The organism is Methylotenera versatilis 7 (assembly GCF_000799165.1).
GTDB lineage: Bacteria > Pseudomonadota > Gammaproteobacteria > Burkholderiales > Methylophilaceae > Methylotenera_A > Methylotenera_A versatilis_A.
Genome location: NZ_JUGF01000002.1, coordinates 493,840 through 519,648 on the forward strand (window position 1 = coordinate 493,840; position 25,809 = coordinate 519,648).

23 protein-coding genes are annotated in these 25,809 nt (G+C 42.4%); 16 read left to right on the forward strand and 7 right to left on the reverse strand.

The features are described 5' to 3' along the window. Positions 1 to 483 precede the first annotated feature (483 nt). Positions 484 to 1,110 (reverse strand): hypothetical protein, encoded by a 627-nt coding sequence (locus K370_RS06400; RefSeq protein WP_047539978.1) that lies wholly within the window; start codon positions 1,108 to 1,110, stop codon positions 484 to 486. Positions 1,111 to 1,148: 38 nt separating this feature from the next. Next, positions 1,149 to 3,746 carry a penicillin-binding protein 1A gene (locus K370_RS06405; protein ID WP_235272704.1) on the reverse strand — a complete coding sequence of 866 codons (2,598 nt, stop codon included), beginning with the start codon at positions 3,744 to 3,746 and terminating at the stop codon, positions 1,149 to 1,151. A 298-nt stretch (positions 3,747 to 4,044) separates the two neighbouring features. Between K370_RS06405 and K370_RS06410 the strand changes: the two genes are divergently transcribed. The 12 genes from K370_RS06410 to metW all read left to right on the forward strand — a co-directional run bounded on the left by K370_RS06410 (position 4,045) and on the right by metW (position 16,409). After that, on the forward strand, positions 4,045 to 5,115 hold the full coding sequence (locus K370_RS06410; protein ID WP_047539979.1) for a pilus assembly protein PilM: 1,071 nt from the start codon (positions 4,045 to 4,047) through the stop codon (positions 5,113 to 5,115). Position 5,116: 1 nt separating this feature from the next. Then, on the forward strand, positions 5,117 to 5,701 hold the full coding sequence (locus tag K370_RS06415) for a PilN domain-containing protein (protein WP_047539981.1): 585 nt from the start codon (positions 5,117 to 5,119) through the stop codon (positions 5,699 to 5,701). A 5-nt stretch (positions 5,702 to 5,706) separates the two neighbouring features. Further along, the gene (locus K370_RS06420) at positions 5,707 to 6,339 is read left to right on the forward strand and encodes a type 4a pilus biogenesis protein PilO (protein ID WP_047539982.1); all 633 of its coding nucleotides are present in this window, start codon (positions 5,707 to 5,709) and stop codon (positions 6,337 to 6,339) included. After that, a complete protein-coding gene (locus K370_RS06425; RefSeq protein WP_047539984.1) occupies positions 6,340 to 6,879 on the forward strand; it encodes a pilus assembly protein PilP in 540 nt (179 codons plus the stop codon). Next, positions 6,880 to 9,033, forward strand: a complete 2,154-nt coding sequence (pilQ, locus tag K370_RS06430) for a type IV pilus secretin PilQ (RefSeq protein WP_047539986.1) — start codon at positions 6,880 to 6,882, stop codon at positions 9,031 to 9,033. A gap of 103 nt (positions 9,034 to 9,136) precedes the next feature. Next, positions 9,137 to 9,664, forward strand: a complete 528-nt coding sequence (gene aroK, locus K370_RS06435; RefSeq protein WP_081977176.1) for a shikimate kinase AroK — start codon at positions 9,137 to 9,139, stop codon at positions 9,662 to 9,664. Between the two features lie 52 nt (positions 9,665 to 9,716). Continuing rightward, positions 9,717 to 10,793 (forward strand): 3-dehydroquinate synthase, encoded by a 1,077-nt coding sequence (aroB, locus tag K370_RS06440; RefSeq protein ID WP_047539990.1) that lies wholly within the window; start codon positions 9,717 to 9,719, stop codon positions 10,791 to 10,793. Positions 10,794 to 10,797: 4 nt separating this feature from the next. After that, on the forward strand, positions 10,798 to 11,922 hold the full coding sequence (locus K370_RS06445) for a deoxyguanosinetriphosphate triphosphohydrolase (RefSeq protein ID WP_047539991.1): 1,125 nt from the start codon (positions 10,798 to 10,800) through the stop codon (positions 11,920 to 11,922). Between the two features lie 393 nt (positions 11,923 to 12,315). Beyond that, the gene (locus K370_RS06450) at positions 12,316 to 13,524 is read left to right on the forward strand and encodes a porin (protein ID WP_047539992.1); all 1,209 of its coding nucleotides are present in this window, start codon (positions 12,316 to 12,318) and stop codon (positions 13,522 to 13,524) included. Between the two features lie 132 nt (positions 13,525 to 13,656). Continuing rightward, entirely contained in the window at positions 13,657 to 14,535 is an 879-nt protein-coding gene (gene prmC, locus K370_RS06455) for a peptide chain release factor N(5)-glutamine methyltransferase (RefSeq protein WP_047539994.1), read from the forward strand. A 72-nt stretch (positions 14,536 to 14,607) separates the two neighbouring features. Next, positions 14,608 to 15,777, forward strand: a complete 1,170-nt coding sequence (metX, locus tag K370_RS06460; protein ID WP_419177394.1) for a homoserine O-succinyltransferase MetX — start codon at positions 14,608 to 14,610, stop codon at positions 15,775 to 15,777. A 2-nt stretch (positions 15,778 to 15,779) separates the two neighbouring features. Continuing rightward, a complete protein-coding gene (metW, locus tag K370_RS06465; protein WP_047539996.1) occupies positions 15,780 to 16,409 on the forward strand; it encodes a methionine biosynthesis protein MetW in 630 nt (209 codons plus the stop codon). A gap of 24 nt (positions 16,410 to 16,433) precedes the next feature. Here metW and K370_RS06470 read toward each other — a convergent pair whose 3' ends face one another. Then, a complete protein-coding gene (locus tag K370_RS06470) occupies positions 16,434 to 17,456 on the reverse strand; it encodes a DUF481 domain-containing protein (RefSeq protein ID WP_047539998.1) in 1,023 nt (340 codons plus the stop codon). Positions 17,457 to 17,675: 219 nt separating this feature from the next. Here K370_RS06470 and K370_RS06475 point away from each other — a divergent pair, with 219 nt between their 5' ends. After that, entirely contained in the window at positions 17,676 to 18,944 is a 1,269-nt protein-coding gene (locus K370_RS06475; RefSeq protein ID WP_047540000.1) for an AmpG family muropeptide MFS transporter, read from the forward strand. Positions 18,945 to 18,962: 18 nt separating this feature from the next. Here the strand turns inward: K370_RS06475 and K370_RS06480 are convergent, their stop codons facing one another. Further along, positions 18,963 to 19,736: an exodeoxyribonuclease III gene (locus K370_RS06480; RefSeq protein WP_047540002.1), complete on the reverse strand. Its 774-nt coding sequence runs from the start codon at positions 19,734 to 19,736 to the stop codon at positions 18,963 to 18,965. A 23-nt stretch (positions 19,737 to 19,759) separates the two neighbouring features. Between K370_RS06480 and pyrE the strand changes: the two genes are divergently transcribed. Then, positions 19,760 to 20,443, forward strand: a complete 684-nt coding sequence (gene pyrE, locus K370_RS06485) for an orotate phosphoribosyltransferase (protein ID WP_235272706.1) — start codon at positions 19,760 to 19,762, stop codon at positions 20,441 to 20,443. Positions 20,444 to 20,468: 25 nt separating this feature from the next. Further along, complete coding sequence (locus K370_RS06490) at positions 20,469 to 21,104, forward strand: DUF4124 domain-containing protein (protein ID WP_235272707.1); 636 nt, start codon at positions 20,469 to 20,471, stop codon at positions 21,102 to 21,104. A gap of 161 nt (positions 21,105 to 21,265) precedes the next feature. On the opposite strand, the gene gatB is transcribed toward K370_RS06490, so the two are convergent. The 3 genes from gatB to gatC are packed head-to-tail and all read right to left on the reverse strand — an operon-like array spanning position 21,266 to position 24,556. Next, positions 21,266 to 22,732 (reverse strand): Asp-tRNA(Asn)/Glu-tRNA(Gln) amidotransferase subunit GatB, encoded by a 1,467-nt coding sequence (gene gatB, locus K370_RS06495; protein ID WP_047540005.1) that lies wholly within the window; start codon positions 22,730 to 22,732, stop codon positions 21,266 to 21,268. Beyond that, complete coding sequence (gatA, locus tag K370_RS06500) at positions 22,732 to 24,231, reverse strand: Asp-tRNA(Asn)/Glu-tRNA(Gln) amidotransferase subunit GatA (RefSeq protein WP_047540006.1); 1,500 nt, start codon at positions 24,229 to 24,231, stop codon at positions 22,732 to 22,734. The genes gatB and gatA overlap by 1 nt, the downstream gene beginning before the upstream one ends. A 10-nt stretch (positions 24,232 to 24,241) precedes the next feature. Continuing rightward, positions 24,242 to 24,556, reverse strand: coding sequence for an Asp-tRNA(Asn)/Glu-tRNA(Gln) amidotransferase subunit GatC (gatC, locus tag K370_RS06505; RefSeq protein WP_047540008.1), 315 nt, complete (start codon positions 24,554 to 24,556; stop codon positions 24,242 to 24,244). Positions 24,557 to 24,763: 207 nt separating this feature from the next. On the opposite strand from gatC, the gene K370_RS06510 reads away from it, so the two are divergent. Beyond that, positions 24,764 to 25,807 carry a rod shape-determining protein gene (locus K370_RS06510; RefSeq protein WP_047541730.1) on the forward strand — a complete coding sequence of 348 codons (1,044 nt, stop codon included), beginning with the start codon at positions 24,764 to 24,766 and terminating at the stop codon, positions 25,805 to 25,807. The last annotated feature ends 2 nt before the right edge of the window (positions 25,808 to 25,809 follow it).

Below are 25,809 nucleotides of genomic sequence, written 5' to 3' on the forward strand. Positions count from 1 at the left end.
TAGTCTTGCTTCATCGAGTGGAGGACGATGCAATCTGGGCTCTACCAAGCGGACGAGTTGAGCCAGGAGAAATGCAGCTTCAGCTGTCGTCCGGGAAGTGATGGAAGAGCTTGATGAAATAGTTTAGTGCGGTGAACTACTCTATGTAGTGGAGAACTTCTTTGAACATCAATCCAAGGCAAATCATGAAGTTGGCTTATACTTTCTAGCGCACTTGAAGCCAGATTCAGCGTTACACGTTTCCAATCATTCACATTTTGGTATTGAAAGTGGTAGCCGGCTCGAGTTCCGATGGTTCCTGCGCTCGAGACTTTCTGAGGTAAATCTAAATCCGTCTTTTTTACGAACTGCTCTCGCCAAGCCGAATCTAACTTTCGAGCACGTTGTCCATCATGAGAAGAATTCGCGCTAAACCTCATCTATGCGGTTATTTGCAATCATAGTTTTCAAATCAATTATTTGAGAATGAACACCTAATAACAATTAAACTTGATTCAACAACTCTTTAACACTCTCAATATCCGCCCGCTCCGCATTTACACCATCTGCCGCACGCTTAGTCGAAACACGCATATCATCTACCTCAAACACGCTTAGTTTAATCAAGCCAGTATCCATTTCCAAGGTAAACAGCGGCACTTTTTTACGGTTATCGCCTTTTTTGTCACGTTTGCCATCGTTCATGATGCGATACGATTTTTCATTGGTTTCGAATGGAATATCCAAGTTAAGCAAGAACATTTCCAGCTCTTTTAAACTATCAGCAAACAAATGAATGTGCGTTTCAGAACCTGCGCTGGCTGTTCCATCCAGCACACTACCAGTTAGATGCGGATTGAATTTTTCCAGCATCTGCATGGTAAATAATGCATTTTTACGCAAGTTCCGTAGATTCTCTGGCTGCTCATCACTTAAATACAGTGCGTTATAGAGTTTGAGTTCCGCCTCAATTTCGGCATTGGATGGCAATACGCTGTTGTCGGTTGCGCCAACTTGTCGGCCTGCTTTTTTCTTGGCATAGGAGAAGTCAGAAATACCATCCTCTGCCATCATGCGTGCGGCCGACTGGGCAATCAATTGCCGCATATGTTCTAAATTTTCGCGCGCCATAAGTCTTTAATATGCTAGCAATTTATGTAAAAAATCTTTTAGTAGCCTGATGGATTTAAAATGTTTGCAGCCGAATTAGTACTACTGGCTGGTTTTCTTGTGGGTTTAGCAACCTCATTAGGTTTAGAAGTAGGTTTTGCATTTGAGTTTACATTAGCTGTTGAAGTCGCATTTACTGGAGCAGGACTAACCTGCCTATTGGTGCCAGCACCAGAAAATCCATCCTGTGGTTCTTGTGTAATCGGTGCACTTGGTGTTACTGGCGCAGATTGCGGTTGCATCGGATTTTGAATCAGGCTATCAGGGAACTCTGACTCTCCAGGCTCTAACATTGGCGGCAGCAATGTTTCTACTGATGGTGGTGGATTTTCGTGATAAAAATACTCATCGATTCCCTCTTCATCCTGATCAACCAGCACACCGGTTTCTGCATCCACTCGCACAACCATCACGCCATCAGGCACTTGCAGTGGTTTCTCAGGCACGCCTTTTAGCGCGGTGTCCATGTAACGAATCCAAATAGGCAAGGCCGCCTTACCACCTGTTTCAACGCGGCCTAGCGAGCGTGGCTTATCGTATCCAATCCACACCACAGCTACCTGTTTAGGGTTATAGCCTGCAAACCATGCATCTACCTGATCATTCGTCGTACCTGTTTTACCTGCCAAATCTTGGCGTCCAAGCTGTTTGGCTCTTGTTGCAGTACCTCTTTGCACTACATCGCGCATCATAGAAGTCATCAAAAATGCGTTTCGACTGTCAATTACTCTTGGTGCATCTTGATTGGCACGTGGATAGTGTATTTCTTCGACAACTTTGCCCTTGCTATCCGTTATTTTACTAATCAGATGTGGCTTAATACGAAATCCACCATTGGCAAATACTGCATAGCCATTGGCCATACTCCAGGGCGTTGTCGTACCCGCACCTAATGCCATCGTCAAATAGGCAGGATGATCCTTACGAGAAAAACCAAATTTTGTAATGTAGTCTTGCGCATATCGCGGCCCAATTTGCTGCAGTACGCGAATTGACACCATATTTTTTGATTTGGTTAATGCCGTGCGCAAACGCATTGGGCCAGAATAGGTGCCATCATAGTTTTTAGGCTCCCAAGCTTTGCTACCGCCCAGTTCGCTTGATGACATTGAAAGTGGCGTATCTTCTACAATGGTTGCAGGTGTAAATCCCTTTTCTAAAGCGGCCGAATAAACAAATGGCTTGAAGCTAGAGCCGGGTTGCCGCCATGCTTGCGTCACATGATTAAATTTATTTTTATTAAAATCGAAACCGCCAACCAGAGCAGTAATCGCACCATTTTCTGGGTCAAGCGCTACTAAAGCAGCTTCCACTTCCGGCAGTTGCACAATATGCCAGCTATCCTGGCTTTTAATCACGCGCACAACAGAACCAGGTTTGATTTTATGTTTTGTAATATCTTTATCAGCCAAGTTTTTTTGCAACAAACTTAAACCCTCGCCGCTGATTTCAAGGCTAGCGCCTCTCTTACTAAATACCTTTACCAGCTTCGGTGAAACCTCAGTCACAATCGCTGGCACAAAACCTTTGTATTCTTCGATATCCTCTAATGCAATTTGCAAGCCTTCGGCTAGATCCGTGGATTTCAGTTTGTTTAAGTCAATGGTTTTCTCGGCCTTTTGATATCCATTGCGACGCTGATACTCCAGAATCCCTTGCAGAATAGCAACGTTTGCAGCCTCTTGATCGGCTTTGTTGATGGTGGTGTACACCTTCAAACCACTGCTATAAATATCATCTTGATAACGCTCATACAAACTTTGCCGCACAATTTCTGCCACATAGTCAGCCTCTAAATCACGCGCTAATTTAGACGCTTTAAAGGTTAACTTCTGTTCTATTGCCTCATTAAAGTCAGCCTCATCAATAAAATCATATCGACGCATATCACGTAAAACCTCATGCTGCCTATCCGTTGCACGCTTAGGGTTAATGAATGGATTATAGCCAGAAGGCGCTTTTGGCAAACCTGCAAGCAATGCGGATTCAGCCAATGTCAGCTTGGATAAAGGTTTTCCGAAATACATTTGAGACGCCGCTGCAAACCCGTATGAACGTTGACCCAAGTAAATTTGATTTAAATAAAGCTCGAAAATTTGATCTTTAGTTAAGGTTTTCTCAATTTTTAAAGCTAAAAGCGCTTCTTTAATTTTGATGATCATCGTGCGTTTTTTACCTGGGGTGGTAAAAAAGTTTTTAGCAACCTGCATGGTGATAGTACTAGCACCCTCATGGCTGACGCCTGTGATGTTATTTTTGATGGCTCGCAGCACGCCTTTGGTATCAACACCGCCGTGTTGATAAAATCGTCGGTCTTCAATCGCCAATACTGCATTCTTCAAGTTCTTCGGCACTTTATCAATGCTGACAAAAGCACGACGTTCTTCACCAAACTCACTAATTAAAAAACCATCCGCTGTATAGACACGTAGCGGAAGCTTCGGGCGATAATCTGTTAGTGTTTCTAAAGATGGCAAAGTTGGGTAAATGAGCGTGATGGCAAGCGCTGCCATTGCCGATATTGTTAACCCACCAACCACGATAAATAATATTAAAAAGTGCCACCATTTTTTTGGAGCTATATTTTTTAGAGCCATAAAGATGTTTTAACGAATTGAATCATTACCAGTTAAATTACAACTTATAGTATATAAGCTAATGGGAATTAACCAAAACCCCGAAGTGCATTTTAATGAAGATTCTAGGGGTGGTTTAATCATGCATAAATTGGCTAATTATTAAACTTGTATTAAAAATGGCACAGGCTTAATAATAGTGCGCTTAGAATAAATTTAAAATCAAAATTTACTTTACAGGCCGTAAACTTGTTGCTAGGATTTAATGTAAATTATCACTATTGTGCGTAACCTATGAATATAGAAAGAGAATTCTAATTTGAAATTCGATTTTTTCAATGAAAGTACTCCTCCACTCATCGGTGTAGACATTAGTACTTCGGCTGTCAAAATGGTAGAACTCTCGTCTACAGGCAAAGGTTCCTATCGTCTTGAAGCCTACTCTATTGCTGCCATTCCCAAAGATGCAATTGTGGATGGCAACATTTCCGGTTTAGAACAAGTTTCAGATGCAGTGAAATTGGCTTGGAAGCTCTTAGGCTCACGTGAAAAACGTACCGCACTCGCATTACCCTCTGCAGCTGTCATCACTAAAAAAGTCATGATGTCTGCCGACTTACGTGAAGAAGACATGGAAGTACAGGTAGAAGCGGAAGCCAATCAATACATTCCCTTTCCGTTAGAAGAAGTGAACATTGACTTTCAAGTCATTGGTACAGCAGCAAATAGCCCAGATGAAGTAGAAGTATTAATTGCCGCAGCTAGAAAAGAAAAAATCGAAGACCGCGTTGCAGCCGCAGAGGACGCCGGCTTAAAAGTGATTGTTATGGATGTAGACACTTACGCTACAGAAGCCGCTTACACTTTAGTCGCCAATCAAATACCGAATAAAGGTAAAGACCAAACAATCATGATTATCGATATTGGCGCAGCCATGATGCACATCAATGTGCTGCATGATAATGTGTCAATCTATGTACGCGAACAAGCTTTTGGCGGCACACAACTCACACAGGAAATTCAACGTCGTTTTGGTCTATCTGCTGAAGAAGCCGAAATTGCGAAACGCAAGGGTGGCTTGCCAGAAAGCTACGAACACGAGGTATTACAACCTTTTATGCAATCACTTTCTACTGAAGTGGCCAGGGCATTGCAGTTTTTTACCAGCTCCACTCAATACAATCGCGTTGATCATTTGGTCTTGGCAGGCGGCTGTGCAGCAATCCCTGCAATAGACATCATGGTGCAGGATCGTACCCAAGTGAATACGATTGTGGCAAATCCGTTTCAGTCCATGTCGCTCGCCACCAAGGTGAAGCAGCAGCAAGCAGCAATTGATGCGCCTGCATTATTGATTGCCTGTGGCTTAGCAATGCGTGGAGTAAATTAATATGATGCGTATTAACCTATTACCACATCGCCAACTAAAACGCGCAGAACGTCAGCGCCAATTTGGATTGATGGCGCTAATGGCCGCTGTGGTCGCTGGTGCCGTTGTCTTTATGGGCTGGACATACCTGAGTGCAAAAAAAGACTCTCAAATTGAAAGAAATGGTCGGCTAGAGCAAGCGATTGTCCAGTTAGATAAAGAAATTGCCGACATTAAAGATTTGAAAGACCAAATTAGCAACGTGCTGGAACGCAAACAAATCGTTGAGAATTTGCAAACGAATCGCAGCCAATCTGTAGTGATTCTGGATGAGCTATCAAGACAACTACCTGAAGGTTTATATTTAAAAAGTATTAAGCAACAAGGTAATCTAATTACCTTAGAAGGTGTTGCTGATACCAATGCGCGCGTCGCCACTTTGGTACGCAACTTAAGCGTCTCGAACTGGATGGAATCGCCTAATCTCATTGAAATTAAAGCCATGACTCTAAATGGTATCAAGCAAAACGACTTTACGCTAAATGTATCTCTTAAGGTTCAAAAAGCCGAAGAAGCACCCAATAAAAATAAAATCAAAGGGAAATAAGCCACATGAAATTAGATGATTTTAATAATATAGACCTTAAAAATGCAGGCAGCTTGCCAATGCCCGTTAAGTTGGTGTTGTTAGGATTTATATTTTTAGTTTTAGTTGCACTGGGCTACTGGTTTTTGTGGAGTCCTGAAATGGATGAGTTCACGCAAGCAGAAGCAAAGGAACAAGAACTGCGCCAGGTGTTTACGACTAAAAAAGGCCAAGCCATCAAAATTGATGCGTATAAACAACAAATGGTTGATATTGAAAAAACCTTTGGAGCACTGCTTAAGCAATTGCCAGATAAATCGCAAATGGATGGCTTGTTAACCGACATTAACCAAGCTGGCCTCGGGCGTGGTCTGGAATTTGAGCTGTTTAAACCCGGACAAGAAAGCATCGCAGACTTCTATGCGGAAATGCCGATTCAAATTAAAATTAAAGGCAGTTATCATGACATTGGTGCGTTTGCGACCGATATTTCAAAACTATCCAGAATTGTGACATTAAACGATATGGCTATTGCCCCACTGAATAAAGATAGTAAAGATGGCTTACTGATGCTTGAGGCCATTGCGAAAACCTATCGTTATTTGGACTCTTCAGAAATCGCAGCCAAAAAAGCCGCTGAGAAGAAGGGGAGTAAATAAATGAGCCGCACAAGCCTTTCATTAAACCCCGGCCTTCTATTAAAGCTACTGCCTATTTCGGCATTAACTTTAGCGCTTGTTGCTTGTAGTGGCAGTGACGGCGATGATTTAGATAAGTTTATGCAAAATGCAGCAAATGACATGAGTAAAGGCGTAGAACCTTTACCAGAAGTTTTACCTTACTCACCACTGCAATACAATGCTGATGGCACTTTGGCCGATCCGTTTAAGCCGCGCAAAGCCGCCAGCAAAAGCGGCACTTTGCAGCCAAATACCAGCCGCCCTAAAGAAGCGCTAGAATCCTACCCATTAGAAAGTTTGAAATATGTAGGATCCATGAGTAAAAACAAGCTCACTTATGCGCTAATTAAAACACCCGACAACACGATACAACAAGTTAAAGTGGGTAATTATTTAGGGCCTAACTATGGTTTAGTGACTGCCATCAACGAAAGCGATATTGCTCTCAAAGAAATTGTGCAGGATGATCTAACTGGTGACTGGACAGAGCGCACCGCAAGTATTAATTTGCAAGAATAAATGACAGGGATGAACATGTTTAAAACGATGACAAAAATTTTTGCAGTATCGCTACTATTATCCTCAAGCTTAGGCCTAAGCTTTATTAATAGTGCAGTGGCAGCAACTAATGATGAAAGTTTATACACCAATAAAATTGAAAACATTGATTTTTCTGCCCTGTCAGGCGGTCGCGTTAGCATACGCTTGCAAATGCAAGAACCGCTTGCCAATCCACCTGCCGGATTCACTTTAAATAGCCCTGCACGAATCGCACTGGATTTCCCTAAAACGGCTAACGGCTTAAATAAAAACAATATTGCTAACGAGCAAGGCGCATTAAAAAGTGTTTCATTTGCACAGGCTAAAGACCGTACGCGCGTTGTACTGAATCTAACTAAAAATGTAGGTTACAACACTGTGTTAAATGGTAAAGATGTCATCATCACACTACAAGGTAGTGAAGCTAGTGCAGGTAGCACAACAACCGAAACTCGTTTTGCTGAAGCTCGCGCCACCAATCAAGCACACGCAATTACCAATGTAGACTTTTCACGTGGCAAAAATGGTGAAGGTCGCATTATTGTGGATTTATCGGATGCAAATTCAGGTATTAATATCAAGCAAAAAGGTAAGTTAATCATTGTTGACTTTATCAATACAGACGTCCCTTCTGACCTGCAACGTCGATTAAATGTGATTAACTTTAATACCCCAGTTTTATATATTGATACGATAAAACAAGGTAAAAATGGCCGCATCTCAATCGAGCCAAAAGGCAATTGGGAACAGTCTGCCTATCAAGCAGACAAGAAATTCATTATCGATGTGCGTCAAGTGATTGAAGATCCGGATAAATTAGTCAGGGGATCTAAACCTGGTTATGCGGGTGAGAAATTATCGCTTAACTTTCAAAATATTGAAGTGCGTTCAGTATTACAAGTTATCGCTGATTTCACAGGTTTAAACATTATTACCAGCGACACAGTGACAGGAAATCTGACATTAAGATTGAAAGATGTGCCATGGGATCAAGCCATGGATATCATCATGAAAAATAAAGGCTTAAGTATGCGCAAAACAGGCAACGTCATTATGGTTGCCCCTGCGGAAGAAGTCGCTGCCAAAGAAAAATCACAATTAGAAGCCAGTCAAGCAATTGAAGATTTGGAACCACTACGCACGGAAGTATTCACGCTTAAATATCAAAAAGCCGAGGCATTTAAAAATATTTTAACTGGCGGCGGCGAATCTAGTGGCGGTAGCGGTGGCCAAAACAAAAGCATCCTATCTAAACGCGGTAGCGCGGTATGGGATCCCCGCACTAATACCTTGTTTATACAGGACACAGCAAAAAAATTAGAAGAGATTCAAGGCATTATTAATAAAACTGACATTCCCGTTAAACAGGTCATGATTGAATCAAGACTGGTACTGGCCGATGAGAAGTTTGGCAAAAGCTTGGGCGCCAGATTTGGCATTCAACATCAAGCAACGCCCGGTCAAAACTCTATCGCTATTGGCGGGAGTTTAGATTCGACATCTGCCACAAATTCAACAGGTGCAGCTGGTGCTATTAGTACAGGAGGCTTAAATTCAAACTTACCAGTAGCAAGTCCAGCAGGCAGTATTGCTTTTAGCTTATTTAGATTACCAGCTGGTTTGTTACTCAACTTAGAGTTGACTGCATTAGAAACTGATAACCGCGGCAAAATTGTATCTAGCCCACGCGTTACCACCGCCAATCAGCAAAAAGCCAAAATTTCACAAGGCACTGAAATACCTTATTTACAAGCTTCTAGCAGTGGTGCTACCAACGTATCATTCAAAGAAGCGGTGCTAAGTTTAGAGGTTACACCACAGATTACGCCTGACGATAAAATCATCATGGATTTAGAAGTTAAAAAAGAGAAAGTCGGTGTAGTATTCTTTGGAACACCATCCATTGACACACAAAAAGTCACCACACAAGTTTTAGTGTCTAATGGCGAAACAGCCGTACTTGGCGGCATTTATGAGCAAACTGAACGTAATGACGTGAGCAAAGTTCCTTTCTTTGGTGACATTCCAATTATTGGAAACGCCTTCAAACGCAGAACCAAACAGGACGACAAAACAGAGCTATTAATCTTTATCACACCTAAAATCATGGATGAAAGTTTAGGCCTAAGATAATAATCAAGTTAACTTAACTGACAGAAGACGCACTTTGCCTTAAAATGCCTATCATTCATTGTGATAGGCATTTTTTTCGTAAAAATTCAACGGCAAAAATATTGTGGCAGAAGTGAACAACATTTTCTTTATTGGCTTGATGGGTGCGGGCAAAACCACCATTGGTAAAATATTAGCCAAGCATTTAAACAAGCATTTTTACGATACCGATGTAGAAATCGAAAAACGCACTGGCGTTAAAATACCGGTCATTTTTGAACTTGAAGGCGAAGCAGGATTTCGTAAACGTGAAACTACTGTCATTCAAGAGCTTACGGGGCTAGATAATATTGTCATGGCAACAGGTGGCGGCGCTGTGATTGCAGCAGAAAACCGGGAATTGCTGAGCACTTACGGTACAGTAATTTATTTGCGCGCCAATGTGAATGAGCTATGGCACAGAACACGCAATGATAAACATAGACCACTTTTACAAAATGTGGATATTCGTGCCAAGCTAGAACAACTGTATGCTGAACGTAATCCCTTGTATACCGAAATCGCGACGCACGTTATTGATACTGGCAATCAACCCGTGAGTAGCATTATCGCTAAAATAGAATCCGCACTGGATCTAAAACTTCACGAATAATTTTCAAACCTCCAATTTAAAAACTCATGATTAATCACAACAACTCAGCACAATGCAAACTTTAAATGTAGCACTCGACAGTCGTTCTTATCCTATCCAGATTGGTAGCAATCTACTTAATCAAGCCGATTTGATTTTGCCATACCTAAAGCGCAAAAGTGTAGCGATTGTCACCAATACAACCATTGCGCCTTTGTATTTAGATAAATTAACTAAAACGCTACGCGATGCTGATATAACAGTGATTGAGATCGTTTTGCCAGATGGTGAGGCCTACAAAAACACAGAGACACTTAATCTTATTTATGATGCCTTACTCAAAAATCGTTGCGAGCGCAGCACAACGCTGATCGCTTTAGGTGGCGGTGTAATTGGCGACTTAACTGGTTATGCAGCCGCCACTTATTTGCGCGGCGTACCATTTATTCAAATTCCTACCACCTTACTTTCGCAGGTAGATTCCAGTGTAGGTGGAAAAACCGGCATCAATCACCCACTTGGCAAAAACATGATTGGCGCGTTTTATCAACCCAAATTAGTATTGGCTGATATCAACACGTTAAAAACGCTGCCTCCGCGCGAACTGTCTGCTGGATTAGCTGAGGTCATTAAATACGGTCTGATTCGTGATGCAGATTTTTTTGACTGGCTGGAAATTAATATCGCCAAACTTCTTGCATTAGATGAAGAAGCCATTAGTTACGCCATTTACCGCTCATGCCAAAATAAAGCCGAAGTCGTTGCAGCAGACGAACACGAAACAGGTGAGCGCGCCTTGCTTAATCTCGGCCACACATTTGGTCATGCAATTGAAAATGCGATGGGATACGGCGTTTGGTTACATGGCGAAGCCGTCGCTGCGGGAACCATCATGGCGGCAGATTTATCGCGCCGCCTGGGCTGGTTAAATGCAGATGAATTTACGCGTATTTATCAACTACTATCCATTTCCAACCTGCCCCTGCAGGCACCAAAATTAGGTGCAGATAGATATTTGGATTTAATGGCCAGCGACAAAAAAGTGGCTGATGGAAAAATCAGATTAGTACTGCAACAAGGCATCGGTAAAGCAGTGATTACCAGTGATTACGATGCAGATAAATTAAACGAAACACTATCATTAACCTAAAACTATGAATACGCTCGCTTCTTACGCTGCAAACCCAGAAACCACTCTTGGCAGACGCTTTGAAGAACCGCCTTCCCCTCTGCGCAACGCTTTTCAACGCGATCGCGATCGTATCATCCACTCCACCGCTTTTCGCCGCTTAGAATATAAAACCCAAGTTTTTGTGAATCATGAAGGTGATTTATTTCGCACCCGTTTAACGCACAGCCTGGAAGTCGCACAGATTGCCCGTGGCATTGCACGTACACTTAACCTGCATGAAGACCTGACAGAAGCCATTGCGCTTGCGCATGATTTAGGCCACACGCCATTTGGTCACGCAGGCCAAGATGCACTGAATGATTGCATGCGAGATTACGGCGGTTTTGAACACAATTTACAATCATTACGCGTGGTAGATAAATTAGAACAGCGTTATGCGGAATTTGATGGCTTAAATTTAACCTTTGAACTGCGCGAAGGCATTTTAAAACATTGCTCAATTAAAAATGCCAAGCAACTGGGCGACGTTGGCCAGCGATTTATTGATAAAACCCATCCCAGCTTAGAAGCCCAGTTAACCAATTTTGCCGATGAAATTGCCTATAACAATCATGATATCGACGATGGCTTGCGATCAGGACTAATCACCATTGAGCAACTGCAAGAAGTTGAGCTTTTTAATTCGCAGCTGGAAATCGTTAAAACTAAATATCCTAAACTTGAAGATAAGCGATTAATTCACGAAACCGTTCGTCGCATGATTAATATTCTAGTCGTCGATTTATGCCATACCAGTGCGCAAAACATTGCCAAGCACGCACCAAAAACGATACAAGATATCCGCCAAGCGCCTTACTTAATTAGTTTCAGTCCTGATGTAACGAAAAAAAATCACGCGCTCAAACAATTTTTACGTAAAAATTTATACCATCACTATAAAGTCAATCGTATGAGCGCCAAAGCAATGCGCATCATCCGAGAGTTATTTGAAGTCTTTTTCAACGATACAAGCTTAATGCCACCAGAGCATCAAATCAATGCGGAGTCAGACAAAGCACGTGCGGTATCCGATTATATTGCCGGCATGACAGATCGATTCGCTATCCGTGAACACCGTCGATTATTTACGGTAGAAGAGTATTTGTAGCTGCGATTTTTATTGCAGATTTGCGTTGCACTCTATTTGTTTTATCAAAAAATATTTTCACTAAAACGCAATAAATTAAATATTAAGCAATCATCCAATTAATACCAAGCCTTATAAATCAAGCACTAAACACTGATATCTCACTAATCACTCACAATAGTGTTGTATTAAAACAACAACAACACATAACTGACCCAAAAAGCCACATAAACCTTGCCCACCAAACAGCATATTTGGCATACTAGCTACACCTTCTTAGTAAATAAATGTAGTTCGTTTTATTGAGAGCGTTTACAAGTTTTCTTGTTTTTATAGTGATTTTGGCAACAAAATAGCAATAAAAATAAGGGCGATTTGGCAATAAATTCTAAGAAACATTTTTTGGAGATTCATATGAAAACAAAATTAAATTTAGCAGTTGCAGCAGCTCTATTAGCTGGTGCTTCAAGCGCTAACGCTGGTATCACAATTCCAGCTGGCGATTGGACATTAGACATCGGCGGTGTTGTAAACGCTTACTACACACACACAAATTTCAGCGGTGACTCACCATCTCTTGGTACTGGCCCATTAGGTTTAGGTGATGGCAATGCTAAAAGTTCAAACAATATTACAACTGGTTTGCTACCTAACTACCTATCAGTTTCTGGTAAAACACGCCAAAACGATTTAGATGTTGCTTTCACAATCAGCATCAACCCAGGCGCTTCACAAACACAAGGCCTAAGCGGCGGTAGTGCTAATGAAAACCGTCAAGCATTCTTGACATTTGGCGACAAATCATGGGGTTCTATCAAGCTAGGTAAAGATTTGGGTATCTATGCTTCTGATGCTATCTTGAACGACATGACATTGTTAGGCGTTGGTGGTGGTGCTGGTTCATTAGCTGGCGGTACTACAACACTGGGTCGTATCGGTACAGGTTTTATGTATGCTGACTGGAAATCACAAGTTGCTTACACATCACCAAACTGGAATGGCTTCAGCTTCACAGCTGGTGTTACACAAGGCTGGAATGCTGTTGATAGCGGCTTTGGCATTAGCGATATTAGTACAGAGCGTAGTGGTTCACAATCAGCATACGAAGGTAAAGCTTCATACGAGTGGGCTGGTGATGTAGGTGGTAAAGTTTGGGTTTCTGGTATTACACAAAAAGTAGAAGGCCTAGCTTCCGGTGGTTCTGATCGTGCCACAGCATGGGATTTAGGTGCAACTGTTAATTTAGCTGGCTTTGGCTTAACCGGTTACTACGGTAAAGGTGATGGTATCGGTCAAACAATTCAATTATTTGATGGTTTTGATGTAACTGGTAAATCACGTGATTCAGACCAATGGTACGTTCAAGGTACATACACACTTCCACAAGTGGGTACTAAATTGGGCGTTTCATACGGCCAATCAACTTTAGATGGTAACTCTGTTGATGGATTCAATGACATTGAAGACTCAATGTGGACAGTTGGTGCTTACCACCCACTTACAAAACACCTAAACTTGGTTGCTGAGTACTCACAATCTAAACGTGATGTTGATTTAGCTGGTGCAGGCAGTGTAGATGCTAAAGCAAAAACAATTTCTTTAGGCGCTATCTTATTCTTCTAGTTTAATGCAGGCTTAGCCTGTTTAAGTTAGATTAATAAAGTAAAAACGGCAACTTAGGTTGCCGTTTTTATTTGCTCTTTCAATACATTTAGCTTATCAATTAAAACCAGAAATCAACTTACAATCTTTATCATGCAATCCAATACGTTCAGTCAACTGATTCAAACGAGCCAAACTAAGCTAAATACGCTTCTAGATTTAACAGCATCTGAGGCTAAATTTGAAGCACAACTCTTACTGCTACATGTATTGAATAAAGATCGTGCATGGCTAATTACGCATGAAAATGATGTGGCACAAAGCAATATTAATGAGGCATTTCAAGCACTATTAAATCGTCGCTTAAACGGCGAGCCGATTGCTTATATTTTAGGTTACCGTGAATTTTACGGCTTACATTTAAAAGTCACGCCTGATACCTTAATTCCAAGACCAGATACTGAAACGCTGGTAGAGGCTGCACTCAGTAAAATTCCTTTGCATACATCGCAAACACAAAACATACATCAGAAAAAAACTATTCTAGACCTTGGTACTGGCACTGGCGCAGTTGCATTAGCCATTGCCAAAAACCGTCCGCTGGCAAACGTTATTGCGGTTGATATCAGCCAAGCCGCATTAAATGTCGCCACTGAAAATGCCAAAAGCTTAAATATCAGCAATGTGCAATTTATATTAAGTGATTGGTTAAGTGCACTAAATGGCCAAAGATTCGATTTAATCGTGAGCAATCCGCCTTATATTGAAGGCAGTGACGCACACTTACAGCAAGGTGATTTACGTTTTGAGCCGCTTTCTGCGCTTGCTTCTGGTTGTGATGGTTTAGATGATATTCGTCAAATCATTAACCATGCGCCGCAACATTTAAATGCTGGCGGCTGGTTAATGCTGGAACATGGCTATAACCAGGTAGGGCATGTTGCGTCATTATTAAAGCAAGCAGGTTTTAATGAAGTTAGCCATGTACTGGATTTAAGTGGAGTCAATCGCGTCACAATTGGCCAGATATAACACGCTCTACTAGCACTAAACACTCGCTTAATGGGGTATTGGCTGCTACTTAACACATAGTATAATTACGACATGGTTAAAAATAACTCTGCAGGCACTCATATTACTAACACCAGTATTACTGATACCAGTTCTATTGGAATAGTCGCCGCTCAAACTGCATATTTTAATGAACCGTTGCAATTAAAAAGCGGCGAGATTTTGCCGCAGTTTCATCTGGCTTACGAAACTTACGGCACGTTAAACGTCGATAAAAGTAACGCAGTGATGATTTGCCACGCACTTTCCGGCAACCATCATGTGGCAGGTAGATATGCAGAGACAGATAAAAATGCCGGCTGGTGGGATAATCTGGTTGGCCCCAACAAACCCTTAGACACCAATAAATTTTTTGTCATTGGGCTGAACAATTTAGGCGGCTGTCACGGTAGCAGCGGACCTTCCAGCATTAATCCCACAACCAATAAACCTTTTGGCGCAGACTTCCCGATTGTCACCGTGGAAGACTGGGTCGTTTCACAAACGCGCCTGTTGGATTATCTAGGCATTAAAACGCTAGCCGCTATTATCGGCGGCAGTTTAGGCGGCATGCAAGCCTTGCAATGGTCAATTGCTTACCCAGAACGCGTTAAGCACGCACTTGTAATCGCATCTGCACCTAATTTAACCGCACAAAATATTGCCTTTAATGAAGTTGCTCGTCAGGCTATTATGACCGACCCAGAATTTTATGCTGGCGATTATTACGCACATCACACTGTGCCAAAACGTGGTTTACGCATTGCGCGTATGCTTGGGCACATCACGTATTTAAGTGACGATGCAATGGGTGAAAAATTCGGCCGCAAACTTAAAGACACACTGAAATACGGCTTTGATGTGGAGTTTGAGATGGAATCATACCTGCGTTATCAAGGCGATAAGTTTGCCGGTGAGTTTGATGCCAATACCTACTTGCGCATGACGCGTGCGTTGGATTACTACGACCCTGCGCTTGAATATGATGGCGACTTGAGTGCAGCACTCAAAAATGTAAAAGCACAATTTTTGGTTGTCTCGTTTACCAGCGATTGGCGTTTCTCACCCGCCCGCTCTCGTGAAATTGTGAAGGCTTTACTGGATAACGAGCTGACAGTCAGTTACGCGGAAGTCACTGCTGCACATGGACACGATGCCTTCCTAATGCGAGACACGCATTACCATGCCATTTTACGTGCCTATTTACAAAATATTGAGGTGTAAACATGGCAAATACCATTCAAAATAATGTAAATACTACAAATTTCAATTTAAAATACCGCCAAGATTTTGCGATTATTGCTGGCTGGATTGGTTTTGGCTCAAAGGTGCTGGATTTAGGTTGTGGCGATGGCACATTATTACAATTTTTACGTAGCAGTTTAGAAACCAAGGGATACGGTGTTGAGAAAGATGATGCCAATTGGCTAGCATGCATCCAAAATGGTACTAATGTGATTCAAATGGACTTGGAAGCTGGTTTATCGGGCTTTGAAGACCAGTCATTTGATACAGTCATTCTCTCGCAAACCTTGCAGGCCATGCATAATACAGAAGAAATCGTACAGGAAATGCTGCGTGTGGGGCATGAGATTATTGTCACTTTTCCTAATTTTGGTTACTGGCGTAACCGTATGCAGATCACCAATGGCAGCATGCCAGTCTCAAAAACTTTACCTTATCAATGGTATGACACGCCCAACGTACACCTTTGCACGATTAATGACTTTGATCAATTTTGTAAAGATCACAAAATTACCGTAATAGAACGTAAAGTGATTACCGAGGGTCAAGAAATAAACTTTATGCCTAATTTATTGGGTAATTTGGCGATGTATCGATTAAAAAAAGGTTAAGTTAAATTAACCTTCAACCATTATTTACCAGCCGTAACCTAAGCTAAACAAGAGCGTTTTATCTAACTTTTCCCCGTTTTCAACAGGCTGGCTGTTGTAATCCAGATTAATTTGCGTAGAAGCATTCAAGTTTTTTGCAATAGGAACACGCAAACCTGTTTTGGAAAAAATCAAAGTGTTGCCAGTTTTTTCCAGTCCAAATAACACTTCATGCTGATGGAAAAACTGTATATCACCAGACATTGGCTTTTGATCGTATCGTAATGCCCAGCGCCCACTGGCGTAATTTTCGTCTCTGGCAACATCATAATCCACATTAATGTAGTTAATACCGCCCTCAATCGCTAAGTTCAGATCATCCTGCTCATAAATTTGATAACCGCTACCAACACCAGTAGCAGACCGCAAGTTAATGTCTCTGAAACGGTCATTTTCTAATGTTGCATTCGTGTATAAATACCATTTCTTCGTTAAAAATTTATCGTATTTCACATAGCCGCGACTGTTGTATTCTGTATCAACATTACTACTTTTGGCTCGATTCACCACACCACCAACTGTGAATCGGTTTTTCTTGGTCCGAGCAATCGCCTCGCCATCTGCACGTATCAAACTGGTATCCGTATTGCCTTGTGTAATTGCGCCGCCCAAATTGATGTTGCCTGACCAAACCACACCAATACCTGAAACTTCCGGACCGGGATTAATATAAGTTAACTCAGCTAAATCGATATCTGAATTGCCAATTTTTGCATGCCCCGATGCTGACTTTTCAATCACGCCGGTCAAACTGGATTCATCAGCCAAGTAAACTTGAACGGGCTCTTGGGAGTTTAAGCTGCTGATTTCAGACCATGTGATGCTGATATCGCCAGCATAACTGGTATTAATAATCAGCTTATCTGTTTCTTTTTTAACAATAGTTCCTGTTAATACATCGCCATTTTTTAGCCGTATCTCATCTGCCGATGCATTATAGCTAAATATTAATGTGCTTAAAATAATGGGGGCTGAAACAATGGATGACAGTGGCTTTGCAAAACGCATGCACACTCCTTTTTCTAAAATGAGTTTTTGTATCAGGTAAGCTAGAACCAGACAAATACGAAAATTGAAGGCAAACAATTGAACTATATATAAAACTGATGCATTTACTGTCAAAAAGTTTCAAAAAAATAATAACACGCAATAAGCCACTTACCGCCAATCAATGTGATATTGTTAGCACCTAAATTGCTTAAACTATCTAAGTTCATCATCATTTAAATGACTCAATCCCTCAAAAATACACTCTTTAATAAACGCATGCTGATCTGCATTTTTACTGGATTCAGCTCCGGTTTACCGCTGTTTATTTTAATCAGCTTATTACCTGCGTGGCTAAGATCAGAAGGCGTAGACTTAAAATCCATTGGTTTGTTTGCGCTTATCAGCCTGCCGTTTACATGGAAGTTTCTTTGGGCGCCGTTATTCGATCGCTATATTCCTCCGCTAGGTCGCAGACGTGGCTGGATGCTTATCTCACAAGTGCTATTGCTTGTATCTATACCTTTATTTGGCGCGTTTAATCCAAAATTAGATATATGGACTATCGCTTACCTTGCCACTACTGTTGCATTTTTTAGCGCTTGTCAGGATATTGCAGTGGATGCTTACAGGCGTGAAATACTGCCTGATATTGAATTAGGCATGGGTAATGTGATTCATGTGAACGCGTATAAAATCGCGGGCTTGGTGCCGGGTTCCGTATCGCTGATATTGGCTGATCATCTCACTTGGCAAAGTGTATTTTTCATCACAGCACTGTTTATGTTGCCCGGTATTTTCATGACAATCTTAGTCAAAGAACCGCTACTAAAACTGGGTACACCGAGAACATTAAGAGCTGCTGTTGTTGAGCCTTTTTACGAATTTATTAACCGCAATGGTTTAAAAACTGCATTATTGATCTTGGCGTTTATTTTCTTGTACAAACTGGGTGACAGTATGGCAACTGCATTAGCGACACCCTTTTATCTGGATATGGGTTTTAGTAAAACCGAGATTGGTTTAATCGCCAAAAATGCAGGCTTGTGGCCCAGTGTGATTGGTGGCCTGTTGGGCGGCATATGGATGTTTAAATTGGGCATTAACCGCGCATTATGGTTATTTGGCATAGTGCAAATGGTTGCCATTTTAGGTTTTGCTTACTTAGCAACGGTAGGCCATAGCTTGTTATGGCTGGGTATCATCATTGGTGTGGAAGCGTTTGGCGTTGGCCTTGGTACTGCTGCATTTGTTGCCTATATTGCGCAAACCACGCACCCACTTTACACCGCCACACAATTTGCACTATTCACCAGTCTGGCGGCCGTGCCACGTACTTTTGCCAATGCGGCAACTGGTTATATGGTCGAAAATCTTGGCTGGTTCAATTTTTTCATTGCCTGCTTTATGCTGGCGATTCCGGGTATGTTATTACTCATTAAAATCGCACCCTGGAATGAAAAAAATAACGAAGGTAATACAGGCATTATTCTAAACAAGCCTATTTAAGCCAAATTTACCTGGTCATTATTCTGCATAATCAATGATTAACGGTGCATGATCGCTGAACTTTTGCGCTTTATAAATGGATACTTGTGTCGCCTTTAGCGCAAATTCTGGCGTGGCGACTTGATAATCCAGTCGCCAACCCACATTCTTCTCATAAGCCGCACCACGATTACTCCACCACGTATAACACTCTTCAGTCGTATTAGGATGTAGTATACGATACACATCCACCCAGCCCACACGTCCAAATAAATCCGTCAACCAAGCACGCTCTTCCGGTAAGAAACCTGAATTCTTTTTATTGCCTTTGTAATTCTTCAAATCGATTTCCTGATGTGCAATATTCCAATCACCACATACCACCACATCGCGCCCGCTATTTTTCAAAGCTTCCAGATGCGGCATAATGCGCGCAAGCACGCTAAATTTAAATGCTTGACGCTCTTCGCCACTGGAACCGCTGGGCAAATATAAAGAAATGACACTCAAGTTTCCGAAACTGGCTTCAATATAACGGCCTTCGCTATCGATATCCGCAATGCCTAATCCTTCCACCACATTATCTGGTTTGGTTTTACAGTAAATGCCAACGCCGCTGTAACCTTTTTTCTCAGCATAGTGAAAATAGCCCAAATAACCCGCCGGTGCCAGCATTTCTGCGGTCATATCCGCTGCTTGTGCTTTTACTTCCTGTAAGCAAATCACATCGGCTTGCTGTGTTTGCAGCCAAGCAAAAAAACCCTTGTTGGCCGCTGAGCGGATTCCGTTCAGATTCGCAGTTATAATGCGCATTATTGACTTTCCCAAATGAATAAATGATGACTAACAACCAACACCAGACCAGCCCGAAAAACCTAAGCCAGAATTTAAGCCAAGAGTTTATCGCTTTTTCAATTCAAAAGCAGGTATTAAAATTTGGTGAATTTAAAACCAAAGCCGGCCGTTTAAGCCCTTATTTTTTTAATGCCGGCTTGTTTAATGACGGCGAAAGCTTATTAAAACTAGGCGAATTCTACTACGAGAGTATACAAAAATCCGGCATACAGTTTGATATGCTGTATGGGCCAGCCTATAAAGGCATCACTTTAGCTGCGGCAATTGCCATCGCTTTTGCCAAAAATGGTCACAATCTGCCCTATACTTACAATCGTAAAGAAGCCAAAGACCACGGCGAGGGCGGTGTCATTGTTGGCAGCCCGTTAAAAGGTCGTGTTTTAATCATCGATGACGTGATTTCAGCAGGCACGTCGGTGCGCGAATCGGTGGATTTAATTACACAGCATGGCGCAACTCCTTGTGGCGTAGCCATTGCACTGGATCGCCAGGAAAAGGGCTTGAGCAACTTATCAGCCGTGCAAGAGGTGCAAAAGCAGCATCATTTACCCGTTTGCGCCATCGCAAATTTAACCGATTTACTACAGTTCATTGAACACAAAAATGATATGGCACAGCATTTGCTTAATGTTCAAGCGTATCGCCAACAATATGGCGTAACTTGATGATTAATTAAAATGACTGAATAAAATGGTGCGAAAAATTACCTTTATTTTGCTGTTAAGTACAGGCTTTAGCCTATTATCTTTTTCTGCCATAGCGGATACCAATAAAATCGTGAAATGGGTCGATAGTGATGGTATTACCCATTATGGCGACAAATTACCCTCTCAAGAAGCGGGTCGCAACAATACTGAAATGCGCAATAACGGCATTGTGATTAAGCAGAATATTAGGGTCGACAAAAAAACCGAAATTCTAGACCAACAAAAAGAGCAGGAGAAATTAGCACAAGAGCGTGCTGACAAAGTCTTGCTCGCGTCTTATACCAAGCCGGAAGAAATTGATTTAGCTTGCGAGCGCAATCTGCAAATGGATCATGCGGCTTTACAGTCACTCGCACAAAATAAACAAAATGCAGCAAACAGAGTTGCACATAACAAAAAAATGGCTCAAGCCTTTCAGGCAAAAGATAACCCTATTCCTGATAATCTGGCTGAAAAGTTAAAGCAATCGCAATTTGAATTAAGCCGCATTAATAAGCAAATCGCACAACGCAAACAAAACATAGAGGCGACGCGCAAACGTTATGCTGAAGAAAAAAATCGATTTATTGCACTTAAGCAACAAACTTTAGAGCAACCAGCTTTAGCAGCCGGCTTTTAATCCAAATAAACCAGTGATGGCGGCTAATCTGAACGCACAATAGCAAAAATTGCTGTAAAAATCAGGTTAAGTATCACAAACTAAAACACGACAACTTAACCCGATATTACGACTTAATATTTCACAACCTAATATTTCACAACTTGGTTCAGCAGTACAATTTAATTAGCCGTCAGCTTTTTCTTTAAAATTTCATTCACTTGCGCTGGATTTGCCTTGCCTTTACTGGCTTTCATGGCTTGACCAATGAGTGCGTTAAATGCTTTTTCCTTACCCGCTTTAAATTCTTCAACCATGGCTTGATTAGCTACCAGCACTTCATCAATAATTGCTTCAATCGCTCCGCTGTCAGATTCCTGCTTCAATCCTTTGGCTGCAATAATGGCATCCACGTCACTTTCTGCTGAACTCTTGTCGCTTATCCACATGATTTCAAATACTTGTTTTGCAGCATTATTTGAAATGGTATTGTCTGCAACGCGCTTTAATAACTGCGCAAGCTGTGCTGGTGCGATTGGTGAATCATGAATAGTTCTATCTTCTGCATTCAGCTTTGCTGATACGGCACCCATCACCCAGTTTGCAACTGGCTTGGCTTCTGCGCCGGCATTTACCGTTGCAGTAAAGAAATCTGCAATATCACGGCTTGCCGTCAGTGCTGCAGCATCGTAAGCACTTAAGCCATAATCCGCTTCAAATCTGGTTTTCATTGCTTGTGGCAACTCTGGCATTGTCGCTTGCACACGCGCTTTATCAGCAGCAGTTACTTCTAACGGCAACAAATCAGGGTCTGGAAAATAGCGGTAATCGTTCGCTTCTTCTTTAGAGCGCATGGCTCTTGTTTCGCCCGTATCCGGGTTAAATAATACCGTCGCTTGTTGAATCGTGCCGCCATCTTCCAGCGTTTCAATTTGCCAGCGCGTTTCGTACTCAATCGCTTGCGTCATAAACTTGAATGAGTTGAGATTCTTAATCTCGCGCCGCGTGCCGAATTTCTCTTGTCCTTTTGGGCGCACCGATACGTTTACATCACAACGAAAGCTACCTTCTTGCATGTTACCGTCACAAATATCAATCCACTGCACCAGTTCGTGCAGTTTCTTGGCATAAGCCACCGCTTCCGCTGCGCTGCGCATATCCGGTTCGGTCACAATTTCCAGCAATGGCGTTCCTGCACGGTTTAAGTCAATGCCACTCATGCCTTCGACTGCACCATGCAACGACTTGCCTGCATCTTCCTCCAGATGCGCGCGCGTGATGTTGATCACTTTTTCATAAGCGGCATTTTTGCCATTAGCTGGCACTTGTATCGTCACCGCACCTTTGCCAACCACAGGTAGCTCAAACTGACTAATCTGGTAACCTTTGGGCAAATCCGGGTAAAAGTAATTTTTGCGACTAAATACAGACCTTGGCGCGATTTCAGCATTGATGGCTAGGCCAAACTTAATGGCACATTCCACCGCTTGTTTATTTAAAACCGGCAATACTCCCGGCAAAGCAATACTGACTTCATCCGCTTGCGTGTTTGGTTCTGCACCATATTTAATCGATGCACCACTAAAAATCTTAGTATTGGTTTTCAGTTGGGTGTGGGTTTCCAACCCAATAACGACTTCCCATTCCATTATTTGTTGCCCTCAAAAGCCGTTAAGTCTGGTGTTCTGGTGTGCCAATCAGTCACTTGTTGATAAGCATGCGCCACGTCTAACATGCGCGCTTCATCAAAATAATTACCCATTAATTGCAAGCCTACAGGTAAAGATTTTCCATCAGCACTTGGACTGAAACCCGCTGGAATACTCATGCCCGGCAAACCTGCCAAATTTGTGGCAATGGTGTAAACGTCTTGCAAATACATAGCCACAGGATCGTCGGCCTTCTCGCCCGCTTTAAATGCGGTTGAAGGTGCGGTGGGGCCCATAATCACGTCACACTGTTTAAAAGCTTGTGTAAAGTCATCGGCAATTAAGCGGCGAATTTGTTGAGCTTTTAAATAATAGGCATCGTAATAACCGGCACTTAATACATAAGTACCAATTAAAATACGGCGTTTTACTTCCGCACCAAAGCCTTCTGCGCGGCTTTTCATGTACATATCCATTAAATCGTCATATTCCGCCGCACGGTGACCATAGCGCACACCATCGTAACGCGATAAGTTAGAGCTGGCTTCGGCTGGCGCAAGTACATAATAAACCGGAATGGATAATTGGCTGTTTGGCAGCGAAATATTCACTGTTTCTGCGCCTAGTTTGCGATATTCAGCAATCGCCTCCTGCACGACTTTAGCCACATTGGCGTCCAAGCCATCGGCAAAATACTCTTTAGGTAAACCGATACGCAAACCTTTAAGCGGCTGCTCACCTTGCATATTATTTAAGCCACGCGTGTAGTCCTCTTTAGGGCGATTCAAACTGGTGGAATCGCGCTCATCAAAGCCTGTCATCACATTCATCATTAAAGCGCAATCTTCTGCACTTTTTGCCATCGGGCCAGCTTGGTCCAAACTAGAGGCAAACGCAATCATGCCGTAACGTGAAACCAAACCGTAAGTGGGTTTTAAGCCAGTAAAACCACACAAGCTTGCGGGCTGACGGATTGAGCCGCCAGTATCGGTGCCAGTTGCTGCCGCACATAAACGTGCAGCTACAGCAGCAGCAGAACCGCCTGAACTGCCACCCGGCACACGGTCAAAATCCCAGGGATTTTTTACGCCGCCAAAATAACTGGTTTCATTAGAAGAACCCATGGCGAATTCATCCATATTGGTTTTACCCAAGTTAACCGCACCCGCGGTGTCAAATTGTGTAATCACATGCGCATCGTAAGGTGCAATAAAATCCGCCAACATTTTAGAACCACAGGTGGTTTGCCAGCCTTTGGCACAAAAAATATCTTTCTGGGCGAATGGAATACCGGTTAATGGCTCAGCGGTGCCGTTTGCAATGCGCACATCAGCTGCGCTTGCCTGAGCCAACGTTTTATCCGAATCCAACGCAATATAAGCATTAATAACGGGATTGTATTGCGCGATACGATTTAAAAACATCTGTGTTAATTCCACGCTGGAGATTTCTTTGCTAGCCAACATTTGGCTTAGTTTTTTTAAACTACTATTTATCATTTTATTTAGTCTATTCGATCACTTTTGGTACGAGATACAAGCCGTTATCAGTCGCCTTTTCAGTTGAGCCATTACCCAGAACAGGTGCATTGGCTTGAAACTCCTCACGCTGATTGGTTTTAGTCACGATATCTTCTCTTAAGCGCTGCACCACATCTTGCGAATGCGACATCGGCGTGATGCCTGTGGTATCAACCGCCTGCATCTGCTCAATTAAGCCTAAAATACCTGTGAGTTTTGTGAGTGTTTGATTGGCTTCTTGTTCGCTAATTTCTAAGCGTGCCAAATGCGCAATCCGTTTAATATCGGTGATGTTAAGAGCCATGACAACTGTTCAATTTGAAAATTTAGGGAATTATTTTAAATATCATTTATAAAGTTTTGACGTTTGTTTGTCACAAACTGCCATAATAAACTTCAATTACAGCTTAATTTTAGCTGTAATTTACGTTATTATACCTTGATTTCAAAGCATGCTTTAAGTTGCATAGGCGACTGGTACGCCACGATCCAAAAACACAGGACAAACAATATGTTAGGTTTTATAAACAGCTATTTTTCAAATGATTTAGCCATCGATTTAGGTACTGCAAACACTTTAATCTACGCACGCGGCAGAGGCATCGTACTAAATGAGCCGTCTGTTGTGGCGATTCGTACTGAAGGTGGTCCAAACGGCAAAAAAGTATTGCTGGCAGTCGGTTCAGACGCCAAAGGCATGCTTGGTCGTGCACCAGCGAACATTCAGGCGATTCGCCCGATGAAAGATGGTGTGATTGCCGACTTCACCATTACTGAGCAAATGCTCAAATATTTCATCCGCAAAGCACATGAATCACGCTGGCTTTCACCCAGCCCACGTATTATTATTTGCGTTCCAGTCGGCTCTACTCAAGTAGAACGCCGCGCCATTAAAGAATCTGCCGAACGTGCAGGCGCTAAGCAAGTATTTTTAATTGAAGAGCCAATGGCAGCTGCGATTGGTGCTGACATGCCAGTAGCCGAAGCGACAGGCTCAATGGTGGTGGATATTGGTGGTGGCACAACGGAAGTTGGCGTGATTTCTTTAGGCGGCATTGTGTACGCTAAATCGGAACGCGTTGGCGGCGATAAATTTGATCAAGCGATTATTGACTACATTCGCCGCAATTATGGCATGCAAATTTCCGAACCAACCGCTGAAGCGATTAAGAAAAGAATCGGCTCTGCTTTCCCAGGTTCTGAAGTACTGGAAATGGAAGTGACTGGTCGTAATCTGGCTGAAGGCTTACCGCGCAAATTTACGATTTCCAGCAATGAGATTTTAGAAGCATTAACCGAGCCGCTTAATTCAATTGTTGGCGCAGTAAAAGGCGCATTAGAGCAAACACCACCTGAACTAGGTGCCGATATTGCCGAAAAAGGTATGGTACTTACTGGTGGCGGCGCATTGTTGCGTGATCTGGATCGCTTGCTGGTAGAAGAAACGGGCTTACCTGTGATTGTGGCAGAAGATCCACTGACTTGCGTTGCACGTGGCTGTGGCCGAGCATTGGAAGAAATGGATAAATTAGGCAACGTATTTGCGAATGAGTAATT